This is a genomic window from Streptomyces sp. NPDC088553 (genome assembly GCF_044752965.1).
Lineage (GTDB): Bacteria > Actinomycetota > Actinomycetes > Streptomycetales > Streptomycetaceae > Streptomyces.
The window spans coordinates 173,662-194,763 of record NZ_JBIVMG010000014.1; the positions used below are offsets into that span (position 1 = coordinate 173,662).

15 protein-coding genes and 1 pseudogene are annotated in these 21,102 nt (G+C 72.1%); 5 read left to right on the forward strand and 11 right to left on the reverse strand.

Going from position 1 to position 21,102, the window contains the following annotated elements; translation table 11 throughout:
• Complete coding sequence (locus ACIP8Z_RS35030; protein ID WP_402090628.1) at positions 1-1,083, reverse strand: energy-coupling factor ABC transporter permease; 1,083 nt, start codon at positions 1,081-1,083, stop codon at positions 1-3.
• Positions 1,084-1,218: 135 nt separating this feature from the next.
• On the opposite strand from ACIP8Z_RS35030, the gene ACIP8Z_RS35035 reads away from it, so the two are divergent.
• Positions 1,219-1,629 carry an SsgA family sporulation/cell division regulator gene (locus ACIP8Z_RS35035; protein ID WP_319319269.1) on the forward strand — a complete coding sequence of 137 codons (411 nt, stop codon included), beginning with the start codon at positions 1,219-1,221 and terminating at the stop codon, positions 1,627-1,629.
• Between the two features lie 26 nt (positions 1,630-1,655).
• On the opposite strand, the gene ACIP8Z_RS35040 is transcribed toward ACIP8Z_RS35035, so the two are convergent.
• Both ACIP8Z_RS35040 and ACIP8Z_RS35045 read right to left on the reverse strand, forming a co-directional pair.
• Entirely contained in the window at positions 1,656-3,911 is a 2,256-nt protein-coding gene (locus tag ACIP8Z_RS35040) for an MMPL family transporter (RefSeq protein ID WP_402090630.1), read from the reverse strand.
• 110 nt (positions 3,912-4,021) lie between these two features.
• A complete protein-coding gene (locus ACIP8Z_RS35045) occupies positions 4,022-4,594 on the reverse strand; it encodes a TetR/AcrR family transcriptional regulator (RefSeq protein ID WP_384921785.1) in 573 nt (190 codons plus the stop codon).
• 176 nt (positions 4,595-4,770) lie between these two features.
• On the opposite strand from ACIP8Z_RS35045, the gene ACIP8Z_RS35050 reads away from it, so the two are divergent.
• Positions 4,771-8,106 carry a S41 family peptidase gene (locus ACIP8Z_RS35050; RefSeq protein WP_402090632.1) on the forward strand — a complete coding sequence of 1,112 codons (3,336 nt, stop codon included), beginning with the start codon at positions 4,771-4,773 and terminating at the stop codon, positions 8,104-8,106.
• Between the two features lie 70 nt (positions 8,107-8,176).
• Here the strand turns inward: ACIP8Z_RS35050 and ACIP8Z_RS35055 are convergent.
• Positions 8,177-8,618 (reverse strand): annotated as a pseudogene (locus ACIP8Z_RS35055) (GNAT family N-acetyltransferase).
• Between the two features lie 61 nt (positions 8,619-8,679).
• Between ACIP8Z_RS35055 and ACIP8Z_RS35060 the strand changes: the two are divergent.
• Entirely contained in the window at positions 8,680-9,759 is a 1,080-nt protein-coding gene (locus ACIP8Z_RS35060) for a hypothetical protein (RefSeq protein WP_402090634.1), read from the forward strand.
• A gap of 78 nt (positions 9,760-9,837) precedes the next feature.
• On the opposite strand, the gene ACIP8Z_RS35065 is transcribed toward ACIP8Z_RS35060, so the two are convergent.
• The 4 genes from ACIP8Z_RS35065 to ACIP8Z_RS35080 all read right to left on the reverse strand — a co-directional run bounded on the left by ACIP8Z_RS35065 (position 9,838) and on the right by ACIP8Z_RS35080 (position 13,511).
• Positions 9,838-10,023 carry a hypothetical protein gene (locus ACIP8Z_RS35065; RefSeq protein ID WP_402090636.1) on the reverse strand — a complete coding sequence of 62 codons (186 nt, stop codon included), beginning with the start codon at positions 10,021-10,023 and terminating at the stop codon, positions 9,838-9,840.
• A 154-nt stretch (positions 10,024-10,177) separates the two neighbouring features.
• On the reverse strand, positions 10,178-11,068 hold the full coding sequence (locus ACIP8Z_RS35070) for an SDR family oxidoreductase (RefSeq protein ID WP_402090638.1): 891 nt from the start codon (positions 11,066-11,068) through the stop codon (positions 10,178-10,180).
• The gene (locus ACIP8Z_RS35075; protein ID WP_402090640.1) at positions 11,065-11,970 is read right to left on the reverse strand and encodes an alpha/beta fold hydrolase; all 906 of its coding nucleotides are present in this window, start codon (positions 11,968-11,970) and stop codon (positions 11,065-11,067) included. Before ACIP8Z_RS35075 ends, ACIP8Z_RS35070 begins: the two co-directional genes overlap by 4 nt.
• The gene (locus tag ACIP8Z_RS35080) at positions 11,967-13,511 is read right to left on the reverse strand and encodes a flavin-containing monooxygenase (RefSeq protein WP_402090642.1); all 1,545 of its coding nucleotides are present in this window, start codon (positions 13,509-13,511) and stop codon (positions 11,967-11,969) included. The genes ACIP8Z_RS35075 and ACIP8Z_RS35080 overlap by 4 nt, the downstream gene beginning before the upstream one ends.
• Before the next feature lie 287 nt (positions 13,512-13,798).
• Between ACIP8Z_RS35080 and ACIP8Z_RS35085 the strand changes: the two genes are divergently transcribed.
• Positions 13,799-14,434 carry a MerR family transcriptional regulator gene (locus ACIP8Z_RS35085; RefSeq protein WP_402090664.1) on the forward strand — a complete coding sequence of 212 codons (636 nt, stop codon included), beginning with the start codon at positions 13,799-13,801 and terminating at the stop codon, positions 14,432-14,434.
• A gap of 16 nt (positions 14,435-14,450) precedes the next feature.
• On the opposite strand, the gene ACIP8Z_RS35090 is transcribed toward ACIP8Z_RS35085, so the two are convergent.
• Positions 14,451-15,254, reverse strand: a complete 804-nt coding sequence (locus ACIP8Z_RS35090; protein WP_402090644.1) for an exodeoxyribonuclease III — start codon at positions 15,252-15,254, stop codon at positions 14,451-14,453.
• 50 nt (positions 15,255-15,304) lie between these two features.
• Here ACIP8Z_RS35090 and ACIP8Z_RS35095 point away from each other — a divergent pair, with 50 nt between their 5' ends.
• Positions 15,305-15,784 carry a GNAT family N-acetyltransferase gene (locus ACIP8Z_RS35095; RefSeq protein WP_402090646.1) on the forward strand — a complete coding sequence of 160 codons (480 nt, stop codon included), beginning with the start codon at positions 15,305-15,307 and terminating at the stop codon, positions 15,782-15,784.
• A gap of 82 nt (positions 15,785-15,866) precedes the next feature.
• On the opposite strand, the gene ACIP8Z_RS35100 is transcribed toward ACIP8Z_RS35095, so the two are convergent.
• A complete protein-coding gene (locus tag ACIP8Z_RS35100; protein ID WP_402090648.1) occupies positions 15,867-16,475 on the reverse strand; it encodes a hypothetical protein in 609 nt (202 codons plus the stop codon).
• Positions 16,472-21,102, reverse strand: a 4,631-nt coding sequence (locus ACIP8Z_RS35105; protein WP_402090650.1) for an RHS repeat domain-containing protein, incomplete at its 5' end; no start/stop codon positions are given. The genes ACIP8Z_RS35105 and ACIP8Z_RS35100, both read right to left, overlap by 4 nt.

The following is a 21,102-nucleotide window of genomic DNA, read 5'->3' on the forward strand; positions in this document are numbered from 1 at the left end:
TCAGGCCGTCGTTTCCGCGTGGGTGCCGGGTTCCGCCGGCGTACGGCGGCGGCGGACGACCCAGAACGCCCCCGTGCCGACGGCGAGGGTCGCGCCCACGCCGATCGCGCCGGCCAGGCCGCCGGACAGGCGGGCCGTCTCGATGCCCTTGACGCCGTAGTCGGCGAGCGGCGAGTCGGCGGCCGCGTGGTCCTCGACCTTGCTGTCGATGCCCTTGTCGGCGGCGACCTTCTCCAGGCCGTCGGGGCTGGCGGAGGCGTAGAAGGAGACGAAGCCGGCGAGGACGAGCGCGGTGACGACCCCGCCGATCCACAGCTTCCTCGGGGACCCGGCGGGGGCGGGGGCGGGCTCGGCGGCCGGGGCCGCGTCGACCAGCTCGCCGCCGACGCGCAGCTTGAGCGGGGCGGTCAGACCACGGGCGCCGTACACCAGGTCGGGGCGGACGGCGATGACCGCGCCGACGGTCAGCATGGTGATGACGGCCTCGCCGACGCCGATCAGGACGTGGACGCCGACCATGGCCGTGAGGACCTTGGAGACCGGGACGTCGGTGGTGCCGCCCACCGCGTAGAGGGCGGTGAAGGCGGCGGCCGCGGCCGGTACGGAGACGAGCGCGGCGACGAAGGAGGCCGCGGTCACCGAGGCGCGGGTGCGGGGCAGCAGCAGGACGAGGCCGCGGAAGAGCCCGTACGCGACGACGACCGTGACGACGCCCATGACCGTGATGTTCACGCCGAGCGCGGTGAGCCCGCCGTCGGCGAAGAGGATGCCCTGCATGAGCAGGACGACGGCTATGCAGAGGACACCGGTCCATGGCCCGACGAGGATCGCCGCGAGCGCGCCGCCGAGGAGATGTCCGCTGGTCCCGGCGGCGACCGGGAAGTTCAGCATCTGGACGGCGAAGATGAAGGCCGCGACGAGCCCGGCGAGCGGAGCGGTCCTCTCTCCCCCGTGGCCTCCGGCACGGGAGGTGCCCCCGAGCTCCCGCCGTGCCCCGCGCAGGCTCACGGCGACGGCGCCGGCGGCGACGACACCGGCGGCGACCGATACGGGGGCGTTGATGAATCCGTCAGGTACATGCACGCCCTGAATGATGAGCGCTCCTGCAAAGTACTTGCAAGAGCGCACAGGTCACAGAACAGCGGCGCATGGGTTGTGCGCGCGCCGGGAAGGAGTGGGACATTAGTCGATAAGAGGACAAACGGTGAGGAGCCCCCGATGGCTGCCGCAGACGATCGCGCACTCGACCACGAAGCCGCCCACTCAGTCGACCGCGACACCGACCTCGCGGTCGAGGACCACGCCAGGGGACGCATCATCAGCGACGCCCCGCTCTCCCGGCCCGTCCCCGTCGACCTCCGCTACGACCCCGGCTTCTCCCCCGCGACCGTCCGCTTCGTCTTCCCCGGCGACGTCGAGTGGTCCTTCCCCCGCGTCCTCCTGGAGACCGGCCTGCGCGCCCCGACCCGCCGCGGCGACATAGGCGTCTGGCCCTGCGGCCGCGTCCAGACGGTCGTCGAGCTCCACAAGGACGACGGGATGGTGACGGTCGTCCAGTTCGACACGACGGCGCTGACCCGGTTCCTGAAACACACGTACGCCGCCGGCCCGTCGATGACGACGAGCTGACGGCGCACGCGATCAGACCCTGAGGATCAGACCTTCACGAGGTCCGGCTTCGAGCCGGGCGCTCCGTCCGCGGGCGTGTCCTTGGCGAGCCCCTCGCCCTCCACGTCCACGTTCGGCAGGATCCGGTCCAGCCACTTCGGCAGCCACCAGGCCTTGTGGCCGAGCAGCGCGAGGACGGCCGGGACGATCGCCATCCGGACCACGAAGGCGTCGAAGAGGACCGCGACGGCCAGGCCGAAGCCGATCATCTTGATCATCTGGTCCGTCATACCGATGAAGCCGGAGAAGACCGCGATCATGATCACCGCGGCGGCGGTGACCACCCGTGCGCTGTGCTTGAAGCCGGTCACGATGGCCTCGCCGGGCCGCTCGCCGTGGACGTACGCCTCCCGCATGCGGGTGACGAGGAAGACCTCGTAGTCCATCGCGAGACCGAAGACGACACCCACCATGAAGATCGGCATCATCGACATGATCGGGCCGGTCTGCTCGACCCCGAAGAGGCTGCCGAGCCAGCCCCACTGGAAGACCGCGACGACGGCGCCGAGGGCCGCGACCACCGAGAGCAGGAAGCCGAGGGCCGCCTTCAGCGGGACGAGGATCGAGCGGAAGACCACGGTCAGGAGCAGGAAGGCCAGGCCGACGACGAGGGCCAGGTACGGCACCAGGGCGTCGTTCATCTTCTGCGAGAAGTCGATGTTCATCGCGGTGGCGCCGGTGACGAGGACGTCGTCGCCGGTGGCGTTCCGGATGTCGTGGACGAGGGTCTCGGTGGCGCCGGAGGACGGGCGGTCCTTCGGGACCACGGTGATCATCGCGGCGTCGCCGGCCTTGTTCGGGGTCGCCGGGGTGACGGCGGCCCAGCCCTCCAGGCCCTTGATGGTGGAGACCGTGCTGTCGGCGGTCGCCTTGTCGCCGTCCACGACGACGAGCAGCGGGCCGTTGAAGCCGGGGCCGAAGCCGTCCGAGAGGGCGTCGTACGCCCGGCGCTCGGTGGTGGAGGTCGGCTTGACGCCGTCGTCCGGGAGGCCCATCTCCAGGGAGGCGGCGGGCAGCGCGATCGCGCCGAGGCCGAGGACGCCGATCAGCAGCACCATGACGGGGCGGCGGATGACGAAGCGGGCCCAGCGGGTGCCGCCGTTCGGCTTCTCGCTCTTCGTGCTCCGGGTGCCGCCGTTCGGCTTCTCGCTCTTCGTGCTCCGGGCGGCGCCGGCCTCGGCACCGGCCTCGGCATCGGCCTCGGCACCGGCCTTCGCGGCCTTGCGCTGCTTGCGGCCGATGACCTTGTCGCCGGCGAAGCCGAGCAGGGCGGGGATCAGGGTGAGCGCGATCAGTACGGCGATCACGACCGTGCCGGCGGCGGCGAAGCCCATCTTCGTCAGCATCGGGATGTTGACGACGGCCAGGCCGACCAGGGCGATGACGACGGTGAGCCCGGCGAAGACGACGGCGGAGCCCGCCGTGCCGACGGCGCGGCCCGCGGCGTCCTCCTTCTCGCGGCCGTCCGCCAGCTCAGCGCGGTAGCGGGAGACGATGAAGAGGGCGTAGTCGATGCCGACCGCGAGGCCGATCATCATCGCGAGGGTGGAGGTGGTGGAGCCGAGGTCGAGGACGTTCGCGAGCGCGGTGATCGAGGAGACGCCGATGCCGACGCCGATGATCGCCGTGAGCAGCGGGAGTCCGGCCGCGACGAGCGAACCGAAGGTCAGGACCAGGACGATGCCGGCGATGACGACGCCGACGATCTCGCCCGAGCCGGTCTCCGGCATGGTCTGGAGGGCGTCACCGCCGACCTCGACGGTCAGCCCCTTGCCCTGCGCGTTGTGTCCGGCCTGGGTCAGCGCCTCGCGCGTCTCGTCGGTCAGCTCCATCGCGTTGACCTTGTAGGCGACGGAGACGTAGGCGGTGGATCCGTTCTGGGAGACGGCCTGCCCGGTGTACGGGTCGGTGACCGAGACGATCTGGTCCGAGCCGGACTTCAGGGCGGCGACGGTCTCCTCGACGACGGCCTTGTGCGCCGGGTCGGTCATCTTCTGGCCCTCGGGGGCCTTGAAGACGACGCGGGCGGTGGCTCCGTCGGCGCCGGCGCCCGGGAAGCGCTCTTCGAGCAGGTCGAAGGCGCGCTGGGCCTCGGTGCCGGGGATCGAGAAGGAGCTGGAGGTCGCGACGGGTGCGGTGGCGGCGCCGATCCCGGCGACCGCCAGGAGGGCCACCCAGAGGAGGGCGACGAGCCGTCGGCGCCGGAAGGCGGAACGGCCCAACTTGTACAGGAACGTGGCCACGGGGGCGTCTCCCAGTGTGGGGTGGGACAGGGCATGGGGAGCCGGCCCGACGGCGGAGCGGTGCGTCGTCAGGGGGGTGCGGTACTGCGGGTGCTGCGTGGGGAGGGGCTCTAGACGCCGAGTGAGGGGAGCACCACGGCGTCGACATAGGTCTTGAGGAAGGCGTGGTCGACCGGCTGGTCGTCGATCAGCGGACGGGCGATGAACGCACCGATCAGCATGTGCGGGACGAGCTTCAGCGCCGGGTTGCCGGCGTCGACCTCGCCCCTGCGGACCGCTCGGCGCAGTACCTCGTCGAGGCCGTTCATCTCGGGTTCGATGAGCAGCTCACGCAGCGCCCGGTGCAGGTCGGGGTTGGTGTGGACGGCATGGGCCAGACCCCGCATCAGCGCGGAGTCCCTCTCCATCTGACAGTCGTCGGACCGGTCGACGAGTTCCTGGAAGTCGCCGCGCAGCGTGCCGGTGTCGATCTGCGAGAGATCGGCCGGCTTGTTGTCGCGCAGCGCCCGGGCGACCAGCTCGGGCTTGCTCCCCCACTGGCGGTAGAGGGTGGCCTTGCTGGAGTGGGTGCGGGCGGCGACGGCGTCCATGGTGAGGGCGTCGTAGCCGACCTCCCGGAGGAGGTCGAGCACGGCTCCGTACAGCTCGGACTCACGCTCTGGGGTGAGCCTGCTGCGGGCCATGACCGGACTCCTGTCGAACGAAACGGTTTCGTACAGTAAGAAGATACCCCCGCCCTCAGCGAAACGAAACCGTTTCGTACGTGTCCTGGACCACACCGCAGCCGCGCCACGCCCCTGAAGACGCCCGCAAGCACGTACGAGTTGCCGCGCCCCCCTCGCTTGGAAAGCATGAGGAGGTGAGTGACGACGTCGCGTATCTCCGTTTTCCGCACCTCCACGACGACCTGCTGTGCTTCGCCGCCGAGGACGACCTCTGGATCGCCCCGCTCGCCCCCGAGGGCCACCGCCCCGGCCGGGCATGGCGGCTCACCGTCGACCGGACGCGGGTGGGCCACCCGCGCTTCTCGCCGGACGGCCGGCAGATCGCGTACACGAACTGGCGCAGCCTCGACCCAGAGATCCATCTCGTCCCCATCGAAGGCGGGCCCGCCCGGCGGCTCACCTACTGGGGCTCGACCGACACCCGCGTCTGCGGCTGGACACCCCCCGACAAGGACGGCCGCTCGGACATCCTCGCCGTCTCCTCGCACGGCCAGCCCTTCTCGTACTACTCGTGGGCCTACAACGTCCCCACCGACGGCTCCCCAGGCGGCCGGCTCCCCTGGGGCCCGGTCTCCGACATCGCCGTCACCGAGCACGACGCCTACAGAAAGGCCGGCAAGGGAGCCGCCGAGGGGCAGGACGCCGAGCGCCGCACCCTCCTCCTCACCGGAAAGCCGCCCCACGAGCCGGCCGCCTGGAAGCGCTACCGCGGCGGCGCCACCGGCCGCCTCTGGCTGCACGGCGAGCGGCTGCTCGCCGACATCGGCGGCCACCTCGACTGCCCGATGGCCGTCGACGGCCGGGTCGCGTTCCTCTCCGACCACGAGGGCGTCGGCAACCTCTACTCCTGCCTGCCCGACGGCACCGACCTGCTCCGGCACACCGACCACGACGAGTTCTACGCCCGGCACGCCTCCACCGACGGACGCCGGGTCGTCTACCAGTGCGGCGGCGACCTGTGGATCGTCGACGCCCTCACCCCCGACTCCCGCCCCCGGAGACTGGAGGTGCGGCTCGGCGGCCAGCGCGTCGGCCGGCGCCCCTACCAGGTGCCCGCCGCCCACCACATCGACGCCGTCTCCGTCGACGAGACCGGCCGGGCCAGCGCCGTCTCCGTGCGCGGCAGCCTCTACTGGCTCACCCACCGCGACGGCCCGGCCCGCACGATCGTCGACACCCCCGGCGTCCGGGTCAGGCTCCCCGAGATGCTCGGCAGCGGCGGCCAGGTCGCGTACGTCACCGACGCCGAGGGCGAGGACGCCGTCGAGGTCGCCTATCTGCCGCGCGCCAGCGGCGACCGGCCGCCCCGCCGCCTCGCCTCCGGCGACCTCGGCCGGGTCGAGGAGCTGATCGCCGACCCGGACGGCGAACGGCTCGCGATCGCCTCCCACGACGGCCGGCTGCTCCTCCTCGACGCGGCGGAGGACTCCGACAACGAGGTCACCGAACTCATCCGGTCCGTCAACGGCCCCGTCCGCGACCTCGCCTTCTCCCCCGACGGCGACTGGCTCACCTGGTCGCACCCGGGCATCGGCCGCTCCCTGCGCTCGATCAAGATGGCCCGGATCTCCGGCCCCGGCGCCCGCACCGTCATCGACGTCACCAACGGGCGCTTCGAGGACGAGAACCCGGTCTTCACCCGGGACGGCCGCTACCTCGCCTTCCTCTCCTGGCGGGGCTTCGACCCGGTGTACGACGTGCATACCGGCGACCTGTCGTTCCCGCTGGGCTGCCGCCCCTACCTGGTCCCGCTCTCCTCCGCGACGCCCTCGCCGTTCGCGCTGCTCCCCGACGGGCGCCCGGCCGCCGGGGGTCTCGACCCGGCCGACGACGACACGGAGACGACCACCGACGGCACGGTCACCGTCGAGATCGAGGGGCTCCCCGACCGGGTCACCCCCTTCCCGGTCGCCGCCTCCAAGTACTCCGCCCTCCACCCGGTCAGCGGCGGCGGCCTGGTCTGGCTGCGCTGGCCCATCTCGGGCGCGCTCGGCGAGACCTTCGCCAACCCGACCGACACCTCGGGCAAGCCCACCCTGGAGCACTTCTCCATCACCAAGGCTCGCAAGAGCGAACTCGCCAAGGACCTCGACTGGTTCGCGGTCAGCGGCGACGGCACCCGGCTCGTGATCGCCGACGAGGGCGACCTGCGGGCCGTGCCCGCCACCGAGTCCGGGGACGGCGACTCCACCGTCTACCTGGACCTGCGGCGCATCCTCCACGAGGTCGAACCGGGCGCCGAGTGGCGGCAGGCCTTCGACGAGGCGGGCCGGATCGTCCGCGCCTACTTCTGGGAGCCCGACATGGGCGGGGTCGATTGGACGGCCGTCCTCGACCAGTACCGGCCGCTCGTCGAACGGGTCGCCTCCCCCGACGAGTTCGCCGACCTGCTCCGCGAGGTCCTCGGCGAACTGGGCACCTCCCACGCGTACGTCACCCCCGCCCGCCGCAACGAAGGACCCCCGCACTACCAGCGGCCGATGGGCCTCCTCGGCGCCAACCTCGTGCCCCGCGAGGCCGGCTGGACGGTGAGGCGCATCCTGCCCGGCGAGTCCTCCGACTCCAAGGCCCGCTCCCCGCTCGCCGGTACGGGCATCCGCGAGGGCGCCGTCCTCACCCATGTCGACGGCCGGCCCGTGGACCCGGTCGCCGGCCCGTTCCCGCTGCTCTCCGGCACCGGCGGCACCACCGTCGAGCTCACCTTCACCCCCGCCGAGGGCGAGGGCCGGGCCCGCCGCGTCGCCGTCGTCCCGCTGATCGACGAGCGTCCGCTGCGCTACCAGGACTGGGTGGCCAAACGCCGGGCGGTGGTACGGGACATCAGCGGCGGCCGCTGCGGCTACCTCCACATCCCCGACATGGGCGGCTCGGGCTGGGCCCAGTTCAACCGCGACCTGCGCATGGAGGTCTCCCGGCCGGCCCTCATCGTCGACGTACGGGGCAACGCCGGCGGCAACATCAGCGAGCTGGTCATAGAGAAACTCACCCGCAGGATCCTCGGCTGGGACCTCACCCGCGACGCCCAGCCCGTCTCGTACGCCTCCAACGCCCCGCGCGGCCCGGTGGTCGCCCTCGCCGACGAGGCCACCTCCTCCGACGGCGACATGATCACCGCCGCGTTCAAGCTCCTCGGACTGGGGCCCGTCGTCGGCCAGCGCACCTGGGGCGGAGTCGTCGGCATGACCGGCCGCCACCGCCTCGGCGACGGCACCCAGATCACGGTCCCGATGAACGCGGCCTGGTTCCCCGAGTACGGCTGGTCCCTGGAGAACCACGGCGTCGAACCGGACCTCGCCGTCCTGCGCACCCCCCTCGACTGGGCGGAGGGCCGGCACGCCCAGCTCGACGACGCCGTGGAGGTGGCCCTCGCCCTCCTCGCGGAGACCCCGGCGGCCAGCCCCCCGGGCTATGTGGACCTCCCGGACCGCTCCCGCCCGAAGCTGCCGCCGCGAGGAACGACCGGGGAGTGACGCGCCCTTCGGACAGGCCCTCGGGGGTGGTGTCCTGTCGACGGGCCCGGCCCGATCGGCAGGAGACCCCCTAGGCGGCGCTCCGCCCCACGCCGTCGGCCAGGTCCAGCTCGTAGGACGTCCCCGCCCGCCCGTCGAGCGTCACGCTCCCCACCGCGCCGAAGCCGACGCGCCCCAGCACGACCCTCGACCCGTCGTTGTCGAGGGTCGTGACGGCGGTCAGCCTGCTGAGCCCGTACTCCTCGCGCGCCAGCCGGCACACCTCCCGCACCCCGGCCGTCGCCACGCCCCGCCCGGTCGCCTTCTCGGCCACCCGGTACCCCAGCTCGGCGGCCCCGTCGGCGACGTCGACGAGGTTGAACCGCCCGAGGATCTCGCCGCCCTCCCCCACGAGCACATGGAAGTGGATCCCCCCGGTCGGGCACGGACGCGGCGAAGTACCCCCGGTTCTCCCGCTCGAAGGCGAGCAGGGCGGGGGCGTGATCGGTTCGCAGTCGCTCAAGTACGGCCATGGGCGCCACCGTACGAACATCCGCCGCCGGACGCGCGTGACTTATGCGCCATGATCGAGCCATGTACACGCTGATCAGCACCGAGGACGGCCACGTCTGGGGCGTCTGCCCCGAGGTGGAGGGCCTCTTCGGGGAGCCCGAGCGCGGGACGTACGAGCTCCTCGGCTGGAAGCCGGAGGGCTCCTGGTTCCGGGACGGCGACTGGCTCGGCGACCGGGTGTGGCTGGTGCCGGAACGCGTGGCGAACGAGGCCGGGGAGCCCGATGACGGCGAGGAGTACGACGCCTGGCTCCTTGAGGACGTCGAGGCGTCGCACACCACGGCCGGTCTCGTCCTCACCGGCGAGGACGACGACCTGGGCCCGCCCGAGGATCACCGGGGCCCTGTCCGGCTGCACGACGGACACCGATGGCTGGGCTCCTGCCGGGAGTTCGCCGCCGTCGTGCCCGAGCAGCGCACCGACCTCCCCCTGGTCCTGCGCGGCCTGACCCCGGGCGAGGAGCTCCGGCGGGCCCTGGGGAAGGGCACCCGGCGGGCCCTGGAACTGGACGAGGCCGAACTGGAACTGCGGGACGGACAGGGCGCACCGCTGACGAGCCGGCTGATGCGGCCCGTGGTGACCGCCTGGGAGCCGTCGGCGCTCGGACCTGACCTGATCGACCTGACGCTGGACGGAGACTTCGACCCCCTGCCCGCCTGGGCCCGCGACGTGTGGGAGCGGTGGCTCGCCGGGCCGCCGGCCGAGTCCGGCGCCTGGGCCGTGCTCGACACCCGGCGGCGGGGTGCCTGGCACGACCTCGTGCGGGAACGCGCCTGCCGCCGCACACTCGGGGACCGGCCGGCGGGGACCGCGTACGAGCTCGACGGACGGCACGTCACCGACGCGCCGGGGCTCTGGCTCGCGCTCGGCGAGGCCGTGAACGGGCCCGGCGGCTACTTCGGCGGAGACTTCCAGGCCCTCCACGAGTGCCTGGGCGGCGGCTTCGGCCTCACCGCCCCTGCCACCCTGACCTGGCGGGACGCCGGCGTCGCCCGCGCGCATCTGTCCAGGGCGCTGTCACCGGACGGCGAGCCGTACGACCTCTTCGCGTTGACGGTCCGAGCCCTTGAGGAGCGCGGGATGCGGGTCGTACTGGCGTGAGCGCGCGCGGACGCACGCGGAGGCGCACCCGGTGAACCGGGTGCGCCTCCCCGACACAGCATGCGAAGGACGAACGCGTCAGGCGTCGTAGTCCTGGTCGAGACGGTCCTGGGCCGCCTGCTGGGCCCTGCGCGTCTCGTCGTCGGGGCGGCCGCGGCCCTGGGAGGCGCGCGAGGACGCCTCGTCCTTCGCCTTGCCCATGGCCTGCTTGGCCTGCTGCTTCAGCTGCTCCGACGTGTCCTTGAACTGTTCTGCCTTGCCCATGAAGGTTCACTCCTAGACGGGTGAGAGGGGACGGAGGCGATGCGCCTCCGGGGCCTCGACCAGCCTTGCACGAGCGAACATTCCACGCATTTCGATCAGTTACGGACGGCTACCACGCGGCGGGGTCCCCTCCCGCCGCGCAGCTGGAGCCTCGTCAGCGCGTCGCCGAACCGCCGGTCCGCGCCTCCTCGTCGGCGGCGCCGCCCGCGCCCACCAGCCCCTTGGAGACCGAGCCGAGGCGCGGCTCGAAGCGCCTCATCTCGCGCTGCCCGACGGTCGCGATCATCCCCGGCAGGTAGCCCCGGACCGACTGCATCCCACGCAGCCACCACTGCGCGTAGACGTGCGCGGAGCGCCGCTCGATGCCCGCGACGATCCGGTCGACGGCCGGGCCGAGGGGGTACGTGCGGTTCGCCGGCCACGGCAGCCGCTGGCGCAGCTCCCGCATCACGGAGTCCTCGTCGGCGCCCCGCACCATGTCCGTGTCGGTCCAGGAGAGGTAGCCGACGCCGACCTTGACCCCCTTGTACGCGACCTCGGCGCGCAGGCTGTGCGCGAAGGCCTCGACGCCCGACTTGGACGCGCAGTACGCCGTCATCATCGGAGCGGGGGTCAGCGCGGCGAGCGAGGCGATCTGGAGGAAGTACCCCCGCGACTCCATCAGGACCGGCAGGAACGCCCGCCCGGTCACCGCGCCGCCGATCAGGTTGACCTCGATGACCCGCCGCCAGGCGCCCGGGTCGGACTCCACGAAGGGGCCGCCCGCCGCGACACCGGCGTTGGCGACGACGATGTCGACCTTCCCGAACCGCTCCTTCACCTCGGCCGCGACCGTGGCCATCGCCTCGTGGTCGGTGACGTCGGCGTGCCACCAGTCGGCCTCGGTGTGCAGCCGCCCGGCGACCTCCTTGAGCTGCTCCGGCTCCAGGCCGACGAGGGCGATCTTCGCGCCGCGCGCGGACAGCTTGCGGGCGAGGAGCTCCCCGACGCCGCGGGCGCCTCCGGTGACGACCGCGACCTGTCCTTCCAGGCTCACCCGGCTCATGCCTTCTCCTTCACTTCCAGGTACGTGTCGGTCAGTTCGCGGATCCGCGCGGTGACGGCCTCGGGGGCCTCCACAGGTGTCATATGCCCCATACCCGCCAGTTCGAGCAGTCCCACGCACTGCGGGAGGGCCTCGGCCATGGCGCGGGAGTGGACGGGCGGGGTGAGCCGGTCGGCGGTGCCGACGACGACCGCGACGGGCAGGTCGAGCGCCCGCAGGCCCGCCTCCAGGTCGAGCTCGGAGAGGACCTTCGACCAGCCGACGCGGGCCCCGCGCGGGCAGGCGTGCACGATCCGGGCGCAGGCGTCGACGCGCTCGGGCGCCGAACCGGGGCCCATCGTCGCGTACTTGAGGACCTTCTTCGAGACGGCGTTGACGGGCCCGAGCGGCGCCTTCGCGCCGAGGACGCCCCGGGTGAGCCGGGTGCGCCGGCCGCTCGGCCGGCCCGGGACGACGGTGGCCTCGGCGGTGAGCCGCGAGGGCCCGGTGGAGCAGAGCAGCGCGGCCGCCGCGTGCTCCCGGAAGCCCGGCCGGTCGGCCGCGGCCATGAGGGTCATGCCGCCCATGGAGTGACCGGCGAGGACGGCCTTCTCGCCGGGGGCGAGGGTGCTCGCGAGGACCGCTTCGAGGTCGTCGGCGAGCGCCCGGGTGGCGTATCCGGAGGGCCCGGCGGGGGCCGGGGACCGGCCGTGGCCGCGCTGGTCGTAGGCGATGACCCGGTGGTCGGCGGCGAGGGCCCGTATCTGCCCGGCCCAGAAGGCGATCGAGCAGGTCCAGCCGTGGGCGAGGACGACGGCGGGCGCGCCCTCGGGGCCGTACACCTCCACGTGGATCCGGGCGCCGTCGGCGGAGACGGCGGTGAGCTCCCGGGCGGAGGTCAGTGAGGTCAGGTGCCGGCTCACTTGGCGGCCTCCTTCCTGCGGGAGGCGGTACGGGACTTCGGCGCGGCGGGCTCGGCGGCCTTCACCGGCTTCGGGGCGCGGATGACCTCGTACTCGGAGAGGTCGACCTGCCGGGTCTCGCGCCGGAACTCGCCGGTCGTGCCCGGCCACAGCGTGGTGTTGCGCCCGTTGGCGTCGAGGTACCAGCTCTCGCAGCCGCCGGCCTTCCAGACCGTCCGCTCCATCCGGGCCTGCACCTTGCGGTTCCAGGCGCCGACGGCGGAGGGCCGGACGGCGAGGGCGGCGCGCCCGCCCAGCACGTTGAGCTGGCGCAGGTAGTCGGCCATGTAGTTCAGCTGGGACTCGATCATCAGGATCATCGAGGAGTTCCCGAGGCCCGTGTTGGGGCCGATGACCGTCATGAAGTTGGGGAATCCGGCGGCGGTGGCGCCGCGCAGCGCCTCCATGCCGCCCTTCCAGGTCTCGGCGAGCGTCTTCCCCTCGGCGCCGACGACCCGCTCGGCGATCGGCATGTCGGTGACGTGGAAGCCGGTGCCGAAGATGATCGCGTCGACCTCGGTCTCGGTGCCGTCGGCGGCGACCACGGTCGAGCCGCGGACCTCGCGCAGGCCGGAGGCGACGACGTCGACGTTGGGCTGCGCGATCGCCGGGTAGTACGTGCTGGAGAGCAGGATGCGCTTGCAGCCGATGCGGTACGAGGGGGTCAGCTTGGCCCGCAGGACCGGGTCCTTGATGGACTTGGCGATGTTGGCCTTGGCGAGCTTCTCGACGAGCCCGAGTTCGTTCGGGTGCTTGGTGAAGGCGCCGACCTGGAGTTCGCGGATGCCCCAGAGGAGGCCGCGGCGCAGGGTGCCGGTGACGGGCAGGGCGCGGTGGAGCCAGCGCTCGGGGCCGCTGATGGCCCGGTCCATGCGGCGCATGACCCACGGGGGCGTGCGCTGGAAGAGGGTCAGCTTCCCGACCTGCGGCTGGATGGCGGGCACGATCTGGATGGCGGAGGCGCCGGTGCCGATCATGGCGACGCGCTTGCCGGTGAGGTCGTAGTCGTGGTCCCAGCGGGCCGAGTGGAAGACCTTGCCGGGGAAGTCGGCGACACCGGGGATGTCCGGGATCTTGGGGTCGGAGAGCGGGCCGGTCGCGGAGACGACGACCTCGGCGCTGAAGGAGCCCTGGCTGGTCTCGATCTCCCAGCGGAGCGCCTCTGCGTCCCATTCCATCCGCTCGACCTCGTGGTTCAGCCGCAGGTGGGGACGGATGCCGAAGGTGTCCGTGACATGCTCCAGGTACGCGCGGATGTGGCGCTGCCCGGAGAAGGTCCGCGGCCAGTCGGGGTTGGGCGCGAAGGAGAAGGAGTAGAGGTGGGAGGGGACGTCGCAGGCACAGCCGGGGTAGCTGTTGTCCCGCCATGTGCCGCCCACGGAGTCGGCCCGCTCCAGGACCACGAAGTCGGTGATCCCCTCGCGGCGCAGCCGGACGGCGGCGCCGAGGCCACCGAATCCCGATCCGATCACCGCCACACGTACCTGCTCGTGCTTCGCCATGCCGCCTCCCGCGTGCCCGGCCAATCACGCCAGCAATCACTGGCACAGTCGGGACTGTAGAGCAGCTCCATACCGAGCGGTAGGGGTCGGGCGAGGGAAAGTTACCGGCGGTACAACATAGGCTGGCGTCCGTGGCTGAAGGATCAGGCAGAGGGACAGGCGAAGGATCGGGACCCGACACGGTGACACACGAGGGCGCACGCGAGGACCGGCGGACCGGCACGGGCGGCAGCCCGCACCAGGCCACGCCCGCCCCGCACCAGCCCGAGGGCGTACGCGAGTACCGCATGGAGGAGCTGGCGGCCGCCGCCGGCATCACCGTGCGCACCCTGCGCTTCTACCGTGAGCGCGGCCTGATCCCCCCGCCCCGCCGCGAGGGCCGGATCGCCTGGTACGACGAGAACCACCTGGCCCGGCTGCGCACGATCGCCGCCCTCCTGGAGCGCGGCCACACCCTCAACGGCATCGCCGACCTCACCACCGCCTTCGAGAGCGGCCGCAACGTCCGCGAGGTGCTCGCCCTCGGCGCCCCCAGCGAGGAGGAGCCGGTCCGTCTCACCCCCGAGGAACTCGCCGACCACTTCGCCGGCGAGGTCACCCCGGAGAACCTCGCCGCCGCCCTGGACCTCGGCTACCTCGTCACCGACGGCGAGGAGATCATCCACATCAGCCGCCGGCTGCTCGACGTCTCCGCCGCGCTCGTCCGCGAGGGCGTCCCGCTCGCCGAGGTCCTCAAGGCCGGCGCCCGCGTCCGCGAGCACGCCGACGCCCTCGCCGAGCTCTTCACCGACCTGCTGCGCACCCACGCGGCCGAGGACGACCTGTGGCGGCTGCGCCCGCTCGCGAAGAGCGTGGTGGAGGCGGAACTGTCGATGGCGCTCGACCGCCGCCTGGGCCCGGGAGCCCCGCAGCCGGGCCCCTGAGTACCCCCGCCGCCGCCTACGACCCGTAGACGGCGGTCACGGGCGCGTGGTCGCTCCACCGCTCGGCGTGGGTGGCGGCCCGCTCGACGTACGCCTTGACGGCCTTCGCGGCGAGCCCGGGGGTGGCGAGCTGGTAGTCGATGCGCCAGCCGCTGTCGTTGTCGAAGGCGCGGCCTCGGTAGGACCACCAGGAGTAGGGCCCCTCCTGCTCGGGGTGCAGGGCGCGCACGACGTCCACGTACCCCCCGTCGCCCTCCTCCAGCACCTTCCCGAACCACTCCCGCTCCTCGGGGAGGAAGCCGGCGTTCTTCTTGTTGGCCTTCCAGTTCTTGAGGTCGGCCTCCTGGTGGGCGATGTTCCAGTCGCCGCAGACGACGACCTCGCGGCCGTCGGCGGCGGACCGCTCCCGGAGCTCCTTCAGGTACGGCAGGAACTCGCCCATGAACCGGTACTTCTCGTCCTGGCGCTCGGTGCCGACCTCGCCGGAGGGCAGGTAGAGGCTGGCGACGGTGACGCCGGGCAGGTCCGCCTCGACGTACCGGCCGCTGGTGTCGAACTCGCTCGACCCGAAGCCGACGCGCACCCGGTCGGGCTCGCGGCGCGTGTAGAGGGACACCCCGGCGCGCCCCTTGGCGGCGGCGGGCGCGTGGACGGTGAACCAGCCCTCGGGCGCCCGCACCTCCGGCGGCAGCTGCGCCTCCTCGGCGCGCACCTCCTGAAGACAGACGGCATCGGCGGAGGTGCCGCCGAGCCACTCGACGAACCCCTTCTTGGCGGCGGCGCGGAGACCATTGACATTCACGGACGTCACAGTGAGCATCCCGGGAGAATACCGACACCCCGTCCTCGCATACATGTACGATACTCCGCATGAACATCCAGCCCACGCCCTACGACCACCCCGACGCCGTCAAGCTCAACGACGCGGTCCAGGCGGAGTACGCCGTCCGCTACGGCGACGAGGGCGACGCCACACCGCTGGACGCCGGGATGTTCGTCCCTCCGCAGGGCCTCTACCTCCTCGCGTACGACCCCGAGGGCAACCCGGTCGCCACCGGCGGCTGGCGCACCCAGGACAAGAACGACGAGGGCTACGAGAACGGCGACGCCGAACTCAAGCGCATGTACGTGATCCCCGAGGCCCGCGGCCTGGGCCTGGCCCGCCGCATCCTCTCCGCCCTGGAGTCCGACGCCCGCGAGGCCGGCCGCACCCGCATGGTCCTGGAGACGGGCACGGCCCAGCCGGAGGCGATAGCCCTCTACACCTCCAGCGGCTACGCACCGTGCGCCAAGTTCGGCATGTACCGCGACCACGACAACAGCCGCTGCTTCGCGAAGCCGCTGACCTGACGACGACGCCGCCGCGGCACACGGGAACGACGAACGGCGGGGGCGCCCGAAGACACCCCCGCCGTCCTGTGCTCAGGCCCCGTCAGAGCCGGAGCCGGTCCTTCCCGGGCCGTCCGTCGGCCCCCTTCAGGGTGACGTCGAGCGACCCGTACGTCCGGTCCGGCAGTGTGACGTAGTAGACGTCACGGCCGGTCGTCGCGGACGACAGCGTCCTGACGCGTGTCCAGGACAGCGCCTTGCCCTCGTGTTCGACCGAGGTCACCTCCGCCCCGTGCTCGACGGCGACCATGACGTACCACTCCGCGAAACCGGTGCCCGGTCCGACGAACCTCGCCAGCTTCGAGCCCTTCCCGGGGACCGCCTCCGCGGGGTTGCCGCAGGCGACCTCACGGGCTACGCCCGAGTCCGTCACCTGGGCGGTGCAGACCTTCCCCTTGGTGGTCTCCCACAGGTAGAAGCGGTAGCCGCCGGCGCGCCGGGCCAGACTCACCCCGGCCTCGGTGACGGTCCCGTGCTCGGGAGCCGTCAGGCCGGCGACCTGCGCCGCCCACTCCACCGGGCCGTCCGTCGCGCCCGCCCCGGAGGTCGCCGGAGCGGGGGCCGCCGGCACCCGTGGAGCGTCCTCCTGACCACCGCAGCCCGTGAGCAGCGCGGCCGAGAGGACGAGGGCCGTCAGTGCGAGGGGTCTCATCCGCATGAGGACTCCGAACGGCAGGCCACCGTCCTGAGGTTCACCATGTTCGGCGGGTCGGACTTGAACGGATGGGGCTCGAAGGAGTGCACCTCGAAGGCGGTCCAGTTCTTGGTCGAGGTACGGCCTCCCTTGTGGAAGTAGACGGTCGTGTACTGCCGGAGGTACCCGGCGGGCACGTACCCCACGCGCTGCCCGGCCTTCCAGTCCATCTGCTTCGCCGAGGCGAAGGTGGTGGTGGTCGCCTTGCTGTCGCTGTCGCCCCACGACAGCCCCTTGCCGATCTTCGCTCCGACGCCGACGCTGGCTTCGGCCTCCGCGATGAAGAGCCCTCCCTTCGCCTTGGTCTCCGCGCTCAAGGAGAGCTCGAAGTTCCAGCTGTCGGAGAATTCCTGGGTGGTCGACACCAGGTCGGCGTACGAGTAGGTGAAGATCTCCCGGTAGTCCATGGACACGGTCCGGACGTTGGCGCCGGTCGAGTAGTCCACGTGGGAGACCTTCGGGCCCTCGATCGTGTAGGAATCCACCACGTCGGCCCCGCCGCTCGGCACCTCGACGCCGAGGGGGATGTCCGCCGGCCTGCCGGGCTTCAGCGGCACGCAGCCGTCGCAGTAGTGCGGGGCCGAGGGCTTGCGGCCCTCGCCGCGGCCGCCGTAGGAGACGCAGCACGCCGGCTTCTTCCCCGACTTCTCGTCCTTCGAGCAGTTCTTCAGGTCGTACAGGCAGGAGTTCGGCATCGAGCCGATCTCCGTGCCCGCCGGGTCCGTCTGGGTCACCGGGTTGTTGTTGCCGTAGCCGTACCCGTTGTGCTGGCGCGGGTCGTCGGTGATGAACAGCGGGTCGACCGAGACGAAGCGGCCGAGGGCCGCGTCGTACTCGCGGGCGCCGAGGTGGATCAGTCCCGTGGCGGTGTCGTCCGTGCCGCCGACGAAGCCCTTCTCCCCCGCCCAGGCGGTCGGCCGGCTGCCCCGGGCGCCGCCGAAGATCGCGGTCTTGCGGCGGGTGACGGTCTGCGCCGCGTCGGCCGTGATCTGGGTGGTGCCCGTGCCGTGGTGGTCGGCGAGCGTGAAGCTCAGCTTGCCGCCGGTGCGCACCGCGATGATCCGGTCACCTGCGCCGTAGTAGCGGGTGCCGGTCAGGACGCCGGTCTTGCTCAGGTGCAGTTCGTTGCCTCCCGGGAGGTAGAGGGTCGTGCCGTCGGCGTCCTTCGCCGCGAGCCGCTGGCCCTCCGTGTCGTACAGGTAGCTCGCCTTCTCCGTCGTGCCCTCGGTGACCGACGCGAGGTGCCCCCGGTCGTCCCACTTGAGGGTCTGCTGGGCCGCGGCGCCGATCTTGCGGGTCTCGGTGTTGCCCGCGGCGTCGTAGGTGAAGGTCTCGTCGTGCGCGTTCGTACCGGTCTGCGTGACCTTCGGCAGCCTGTGGGTGCCCGCGGCCGGAGCCGTGTAGGTCCGGAGCGTGTCGGCGGCCGGGCCCGAGGCGGTCTTGTGCTGCGTCTCGGTCTTGCGCTGGCCGACGGCGTCGTAGGTGTACGACGTCCAGTAGGCGTCCTGGCCGCCGACGACCGCCGTGGAGGGCGCCGCCGCGCACGCCGTGCCGGTGTTGGTCCAGGCCTCGGTGATCCGGGCCAGCGGGTCCAGCGTGAAGCACTGGGTGTCCGTGGTCCGGGCCGCGTCCTGGCCGTAGCCGGTGGCGATGGAGGTGATGTTGCCGGCCGGGTCGTACCCGTACTTCGTGTCCTCGACCCGCTGCGGTGCCAGGTCGCGGTCGGTGAAGGTCTGGGTCAGCGCGCCGGTGTGCTCGTCGTAGATGTTCGAGAGGACGACCTTCTGTCCGAAGGATCCGAGGTCCTGGCGGATCAGCCGGCCGTAGTGGTCGTAGGTGCCCGCCGACATCAGGGCGTCGCTGCCCGCGCCGACGGTGTTGAGCAGCCCGGTGACCGGGCTGTAGCTGTTGGCGACCTTCTCCGCCGGCAGTCCGCCCATGGCGGGCTGCAGGGTCCACATCACCTGGCTGGTGTGGGGGTTGTAGGAGGTCGTCCACTTGTAGACGCCGGCGGCCGCTCCCTCACGCGCCGGGATGGTCAGCTGGGTGCCGACGGGCTTGTAGAGGGGGTTGTACGAGGTCACGGCGGACTCGTACGCCTGGCCGTCGACCCAGGAGCTCGCCTTGCTGAGCTGCCCCTTGGCGACGGTGTCGTACTCCCAGGACGCGAGGGTCGTCGTGCCCTTCTTGACCGCGGTCTTGCGGCCGAGCGCGTCGTAGTCGGTGTGCAGGGTCCTCAGCCGGGCGTCCGTGACGTCGACGGGCCGGTCGGCCGCGTCGTACGTGGTGTTGACCGTCCCCTTGTCGGGGTCCTCGATCCGCACCTGGCGGCCGCGGACGTCGTAACCGTAGTTCCAGGCGGCGCCGGAGGGGTTGGTCAGCCGGTCCACCCGCCCCTTCCGGTCGAAGCGGTAGAGCGTCGACCGGTACTGGGTGCGGGCCGCGTCCACGTACTGGCGCAGTTCGACGGTCCGGCCGAGCGCGTCCATCACCTTGGTGCTCGCGATGCCGCCCTTCGGCGGGACCACGGTGGCGGTGTCACCGGTGTAGCTGGTCGTGGTGCGCTTGGTCTCGTCGCCGAACCTGCGCGAGATCACGGCCGTGATGCGCCCGGCGCCGTCGAACTCGGTGTCCGTGGACGCCGGGTACGTCAGCTCCTGGCCGGTGACCAGGACAGGCTCCGCCGCGCCGGTGGCGTAGTAGACGCCGGAGGAGCGCCAGGCCTGGCCGCGGGTGTCATAGAAGCTCTCGGTGACGAGCCGCCCGGACAGGTCGGGAGAGGTCTCCTGGGTCTGCCGCGGACGCAGCATGCCGTCGTAGAAGGAGTAGGACGTCCGGTAGTCCGCGTCGTGGGTCAGGGACTTGCTGGTGACGACGATCGGGCCGTCGTTGCGGACCTGGTACTCGAAGACGTGGTTCGGGGAGTCGGGGTAGGTGACGGCCGAGCGGGTCGGCAGCCACACCTTCGTCTTCCGTCCCATCCCGTCGTACGCGGTCGTGGTCACCTTGCCGTTGGCGTCGCTGACCTGGGTGGGAAGCCCGCGCCGCGGGTCCATCGTGGTCGTCGCCGCGTGCCCGAGCGGGTTGGTGACGAGCACGGTGGCCGGGGGCTCCCCGGTGGCCGGGGTGTAGCGGGTCGTGGTGACCTTGCCGTGGACGTCCGCCGCCGACAGGGCGCGGCCGTAGACGTCGAAGTCGGTGGCGGGGGTGCTGGACACCACGTCGTAGCCGGTGCCGGCGCCGTTGATCCGCTCGCTCCTGGTGACGTTCCCACGGGTCGGCGCCGCGCCGAACGCGCCGCCGTCGTAGGAGGTGCGGACGTCGTCGATGGCGTCGGACGGCCAGGACGTCGGGCTGCCGCAGGGGACGGCGACGATCAGGTTCCTGCTGACCGTGTCGAGGATTCCGGCGGCCGTGTTGCGGGCGTAGCTGATGGTGGTGCACCGCTCGTCGCCGGTGCGTTGCGTGTCCCCGGTCTCGGAGACGGACGCGATCATGCCGTACGCGTCGAAGGTGCGGGTGAGTTCGGTGGTGCGGGTGCCGCCGGTGACGGTGGCCCGGGTCTCCTCCTTCTGGGTACCGGTGCGGTACGCCGTCAGGGCGGGCAGCCCGGGACGGTCGCGGGAGGCGACGGCCTCGGAGCGCCACGGGGTGTACGAGGTGGCGGTCACCGGCTTCGAGGTGTCGTCGCCGTTGTACGTGACGCTCTCGCGGACCATGCCGGCGAACTGCTCGCGGTCGGTCACCCCTTCACCGGCCGAGTCCTTGACGGCCACGCCGTCGCGTCCGCGGAAGAAGCGCCGTTCGGTGAGGGTCCTCGGGTCGGACGCGGCGCCGACGCGGGTCTGGACCCGCCCGTAGCCGCGGGAGACGGAGTACGTCCGGTCCTCGGCCTTGGTGATCTCGTCGGTGCTCTTGGTCCAGACGGCGCCGTCGAGGTAGCGGTAGGTGGTCACCTTGTCGGGGGACTCGACGAGGTTGTCACCCTCGACCACCTGGGTCGCCACGTAGGTGTTGAACCAGTCGAGCTTGCTCTCGTACCCCTCGTACGCCCACTTCACCGGGTAGCAGCGCCGGTCGTTGCTCGCGTCCGGCGCGGGCAGGTCGGACACCGTGCAGTCGGGCTGCGTGTAGGTGACGCCGATGGTGCCGCCGGTCTCGGTGTTGATCTGGTAGAGCCTGAGCCGGACGAACGGGGCGAGCCCGTCACCGGTCTTGTCGACCCGGTTGGCGCGCTGCTCTCCCGCGAAGGTGACGGGCGGCAGCGTGACCGTCGTCCCGGCCTTGCCCGTGCGCTGGACGGCGCTCAGCCACAGCGGGCGTGAGATGCCGTCACCGGCGGCGGGGAAGCCCTGTGTCAGGGTCCACGCGTCGACGTCCTTGTACGCGCCGCCGGTCAGCACCCGGGTGGTGATCCCGGTGAGGCGCTTGCGCGACCAGAACGTCGGCGAGTAGTTGTCCTCGCACTCGGTGTCGTCCTTGCAGTACGCGTCGTACGGGACGTCGGGCCAGTTGCCGGCGTTGGTCTCGTCGAAGGTGCCGCAGTCGGTCAGGCAGCGTTCGGCGACGCCGAAGTCGACCTGGC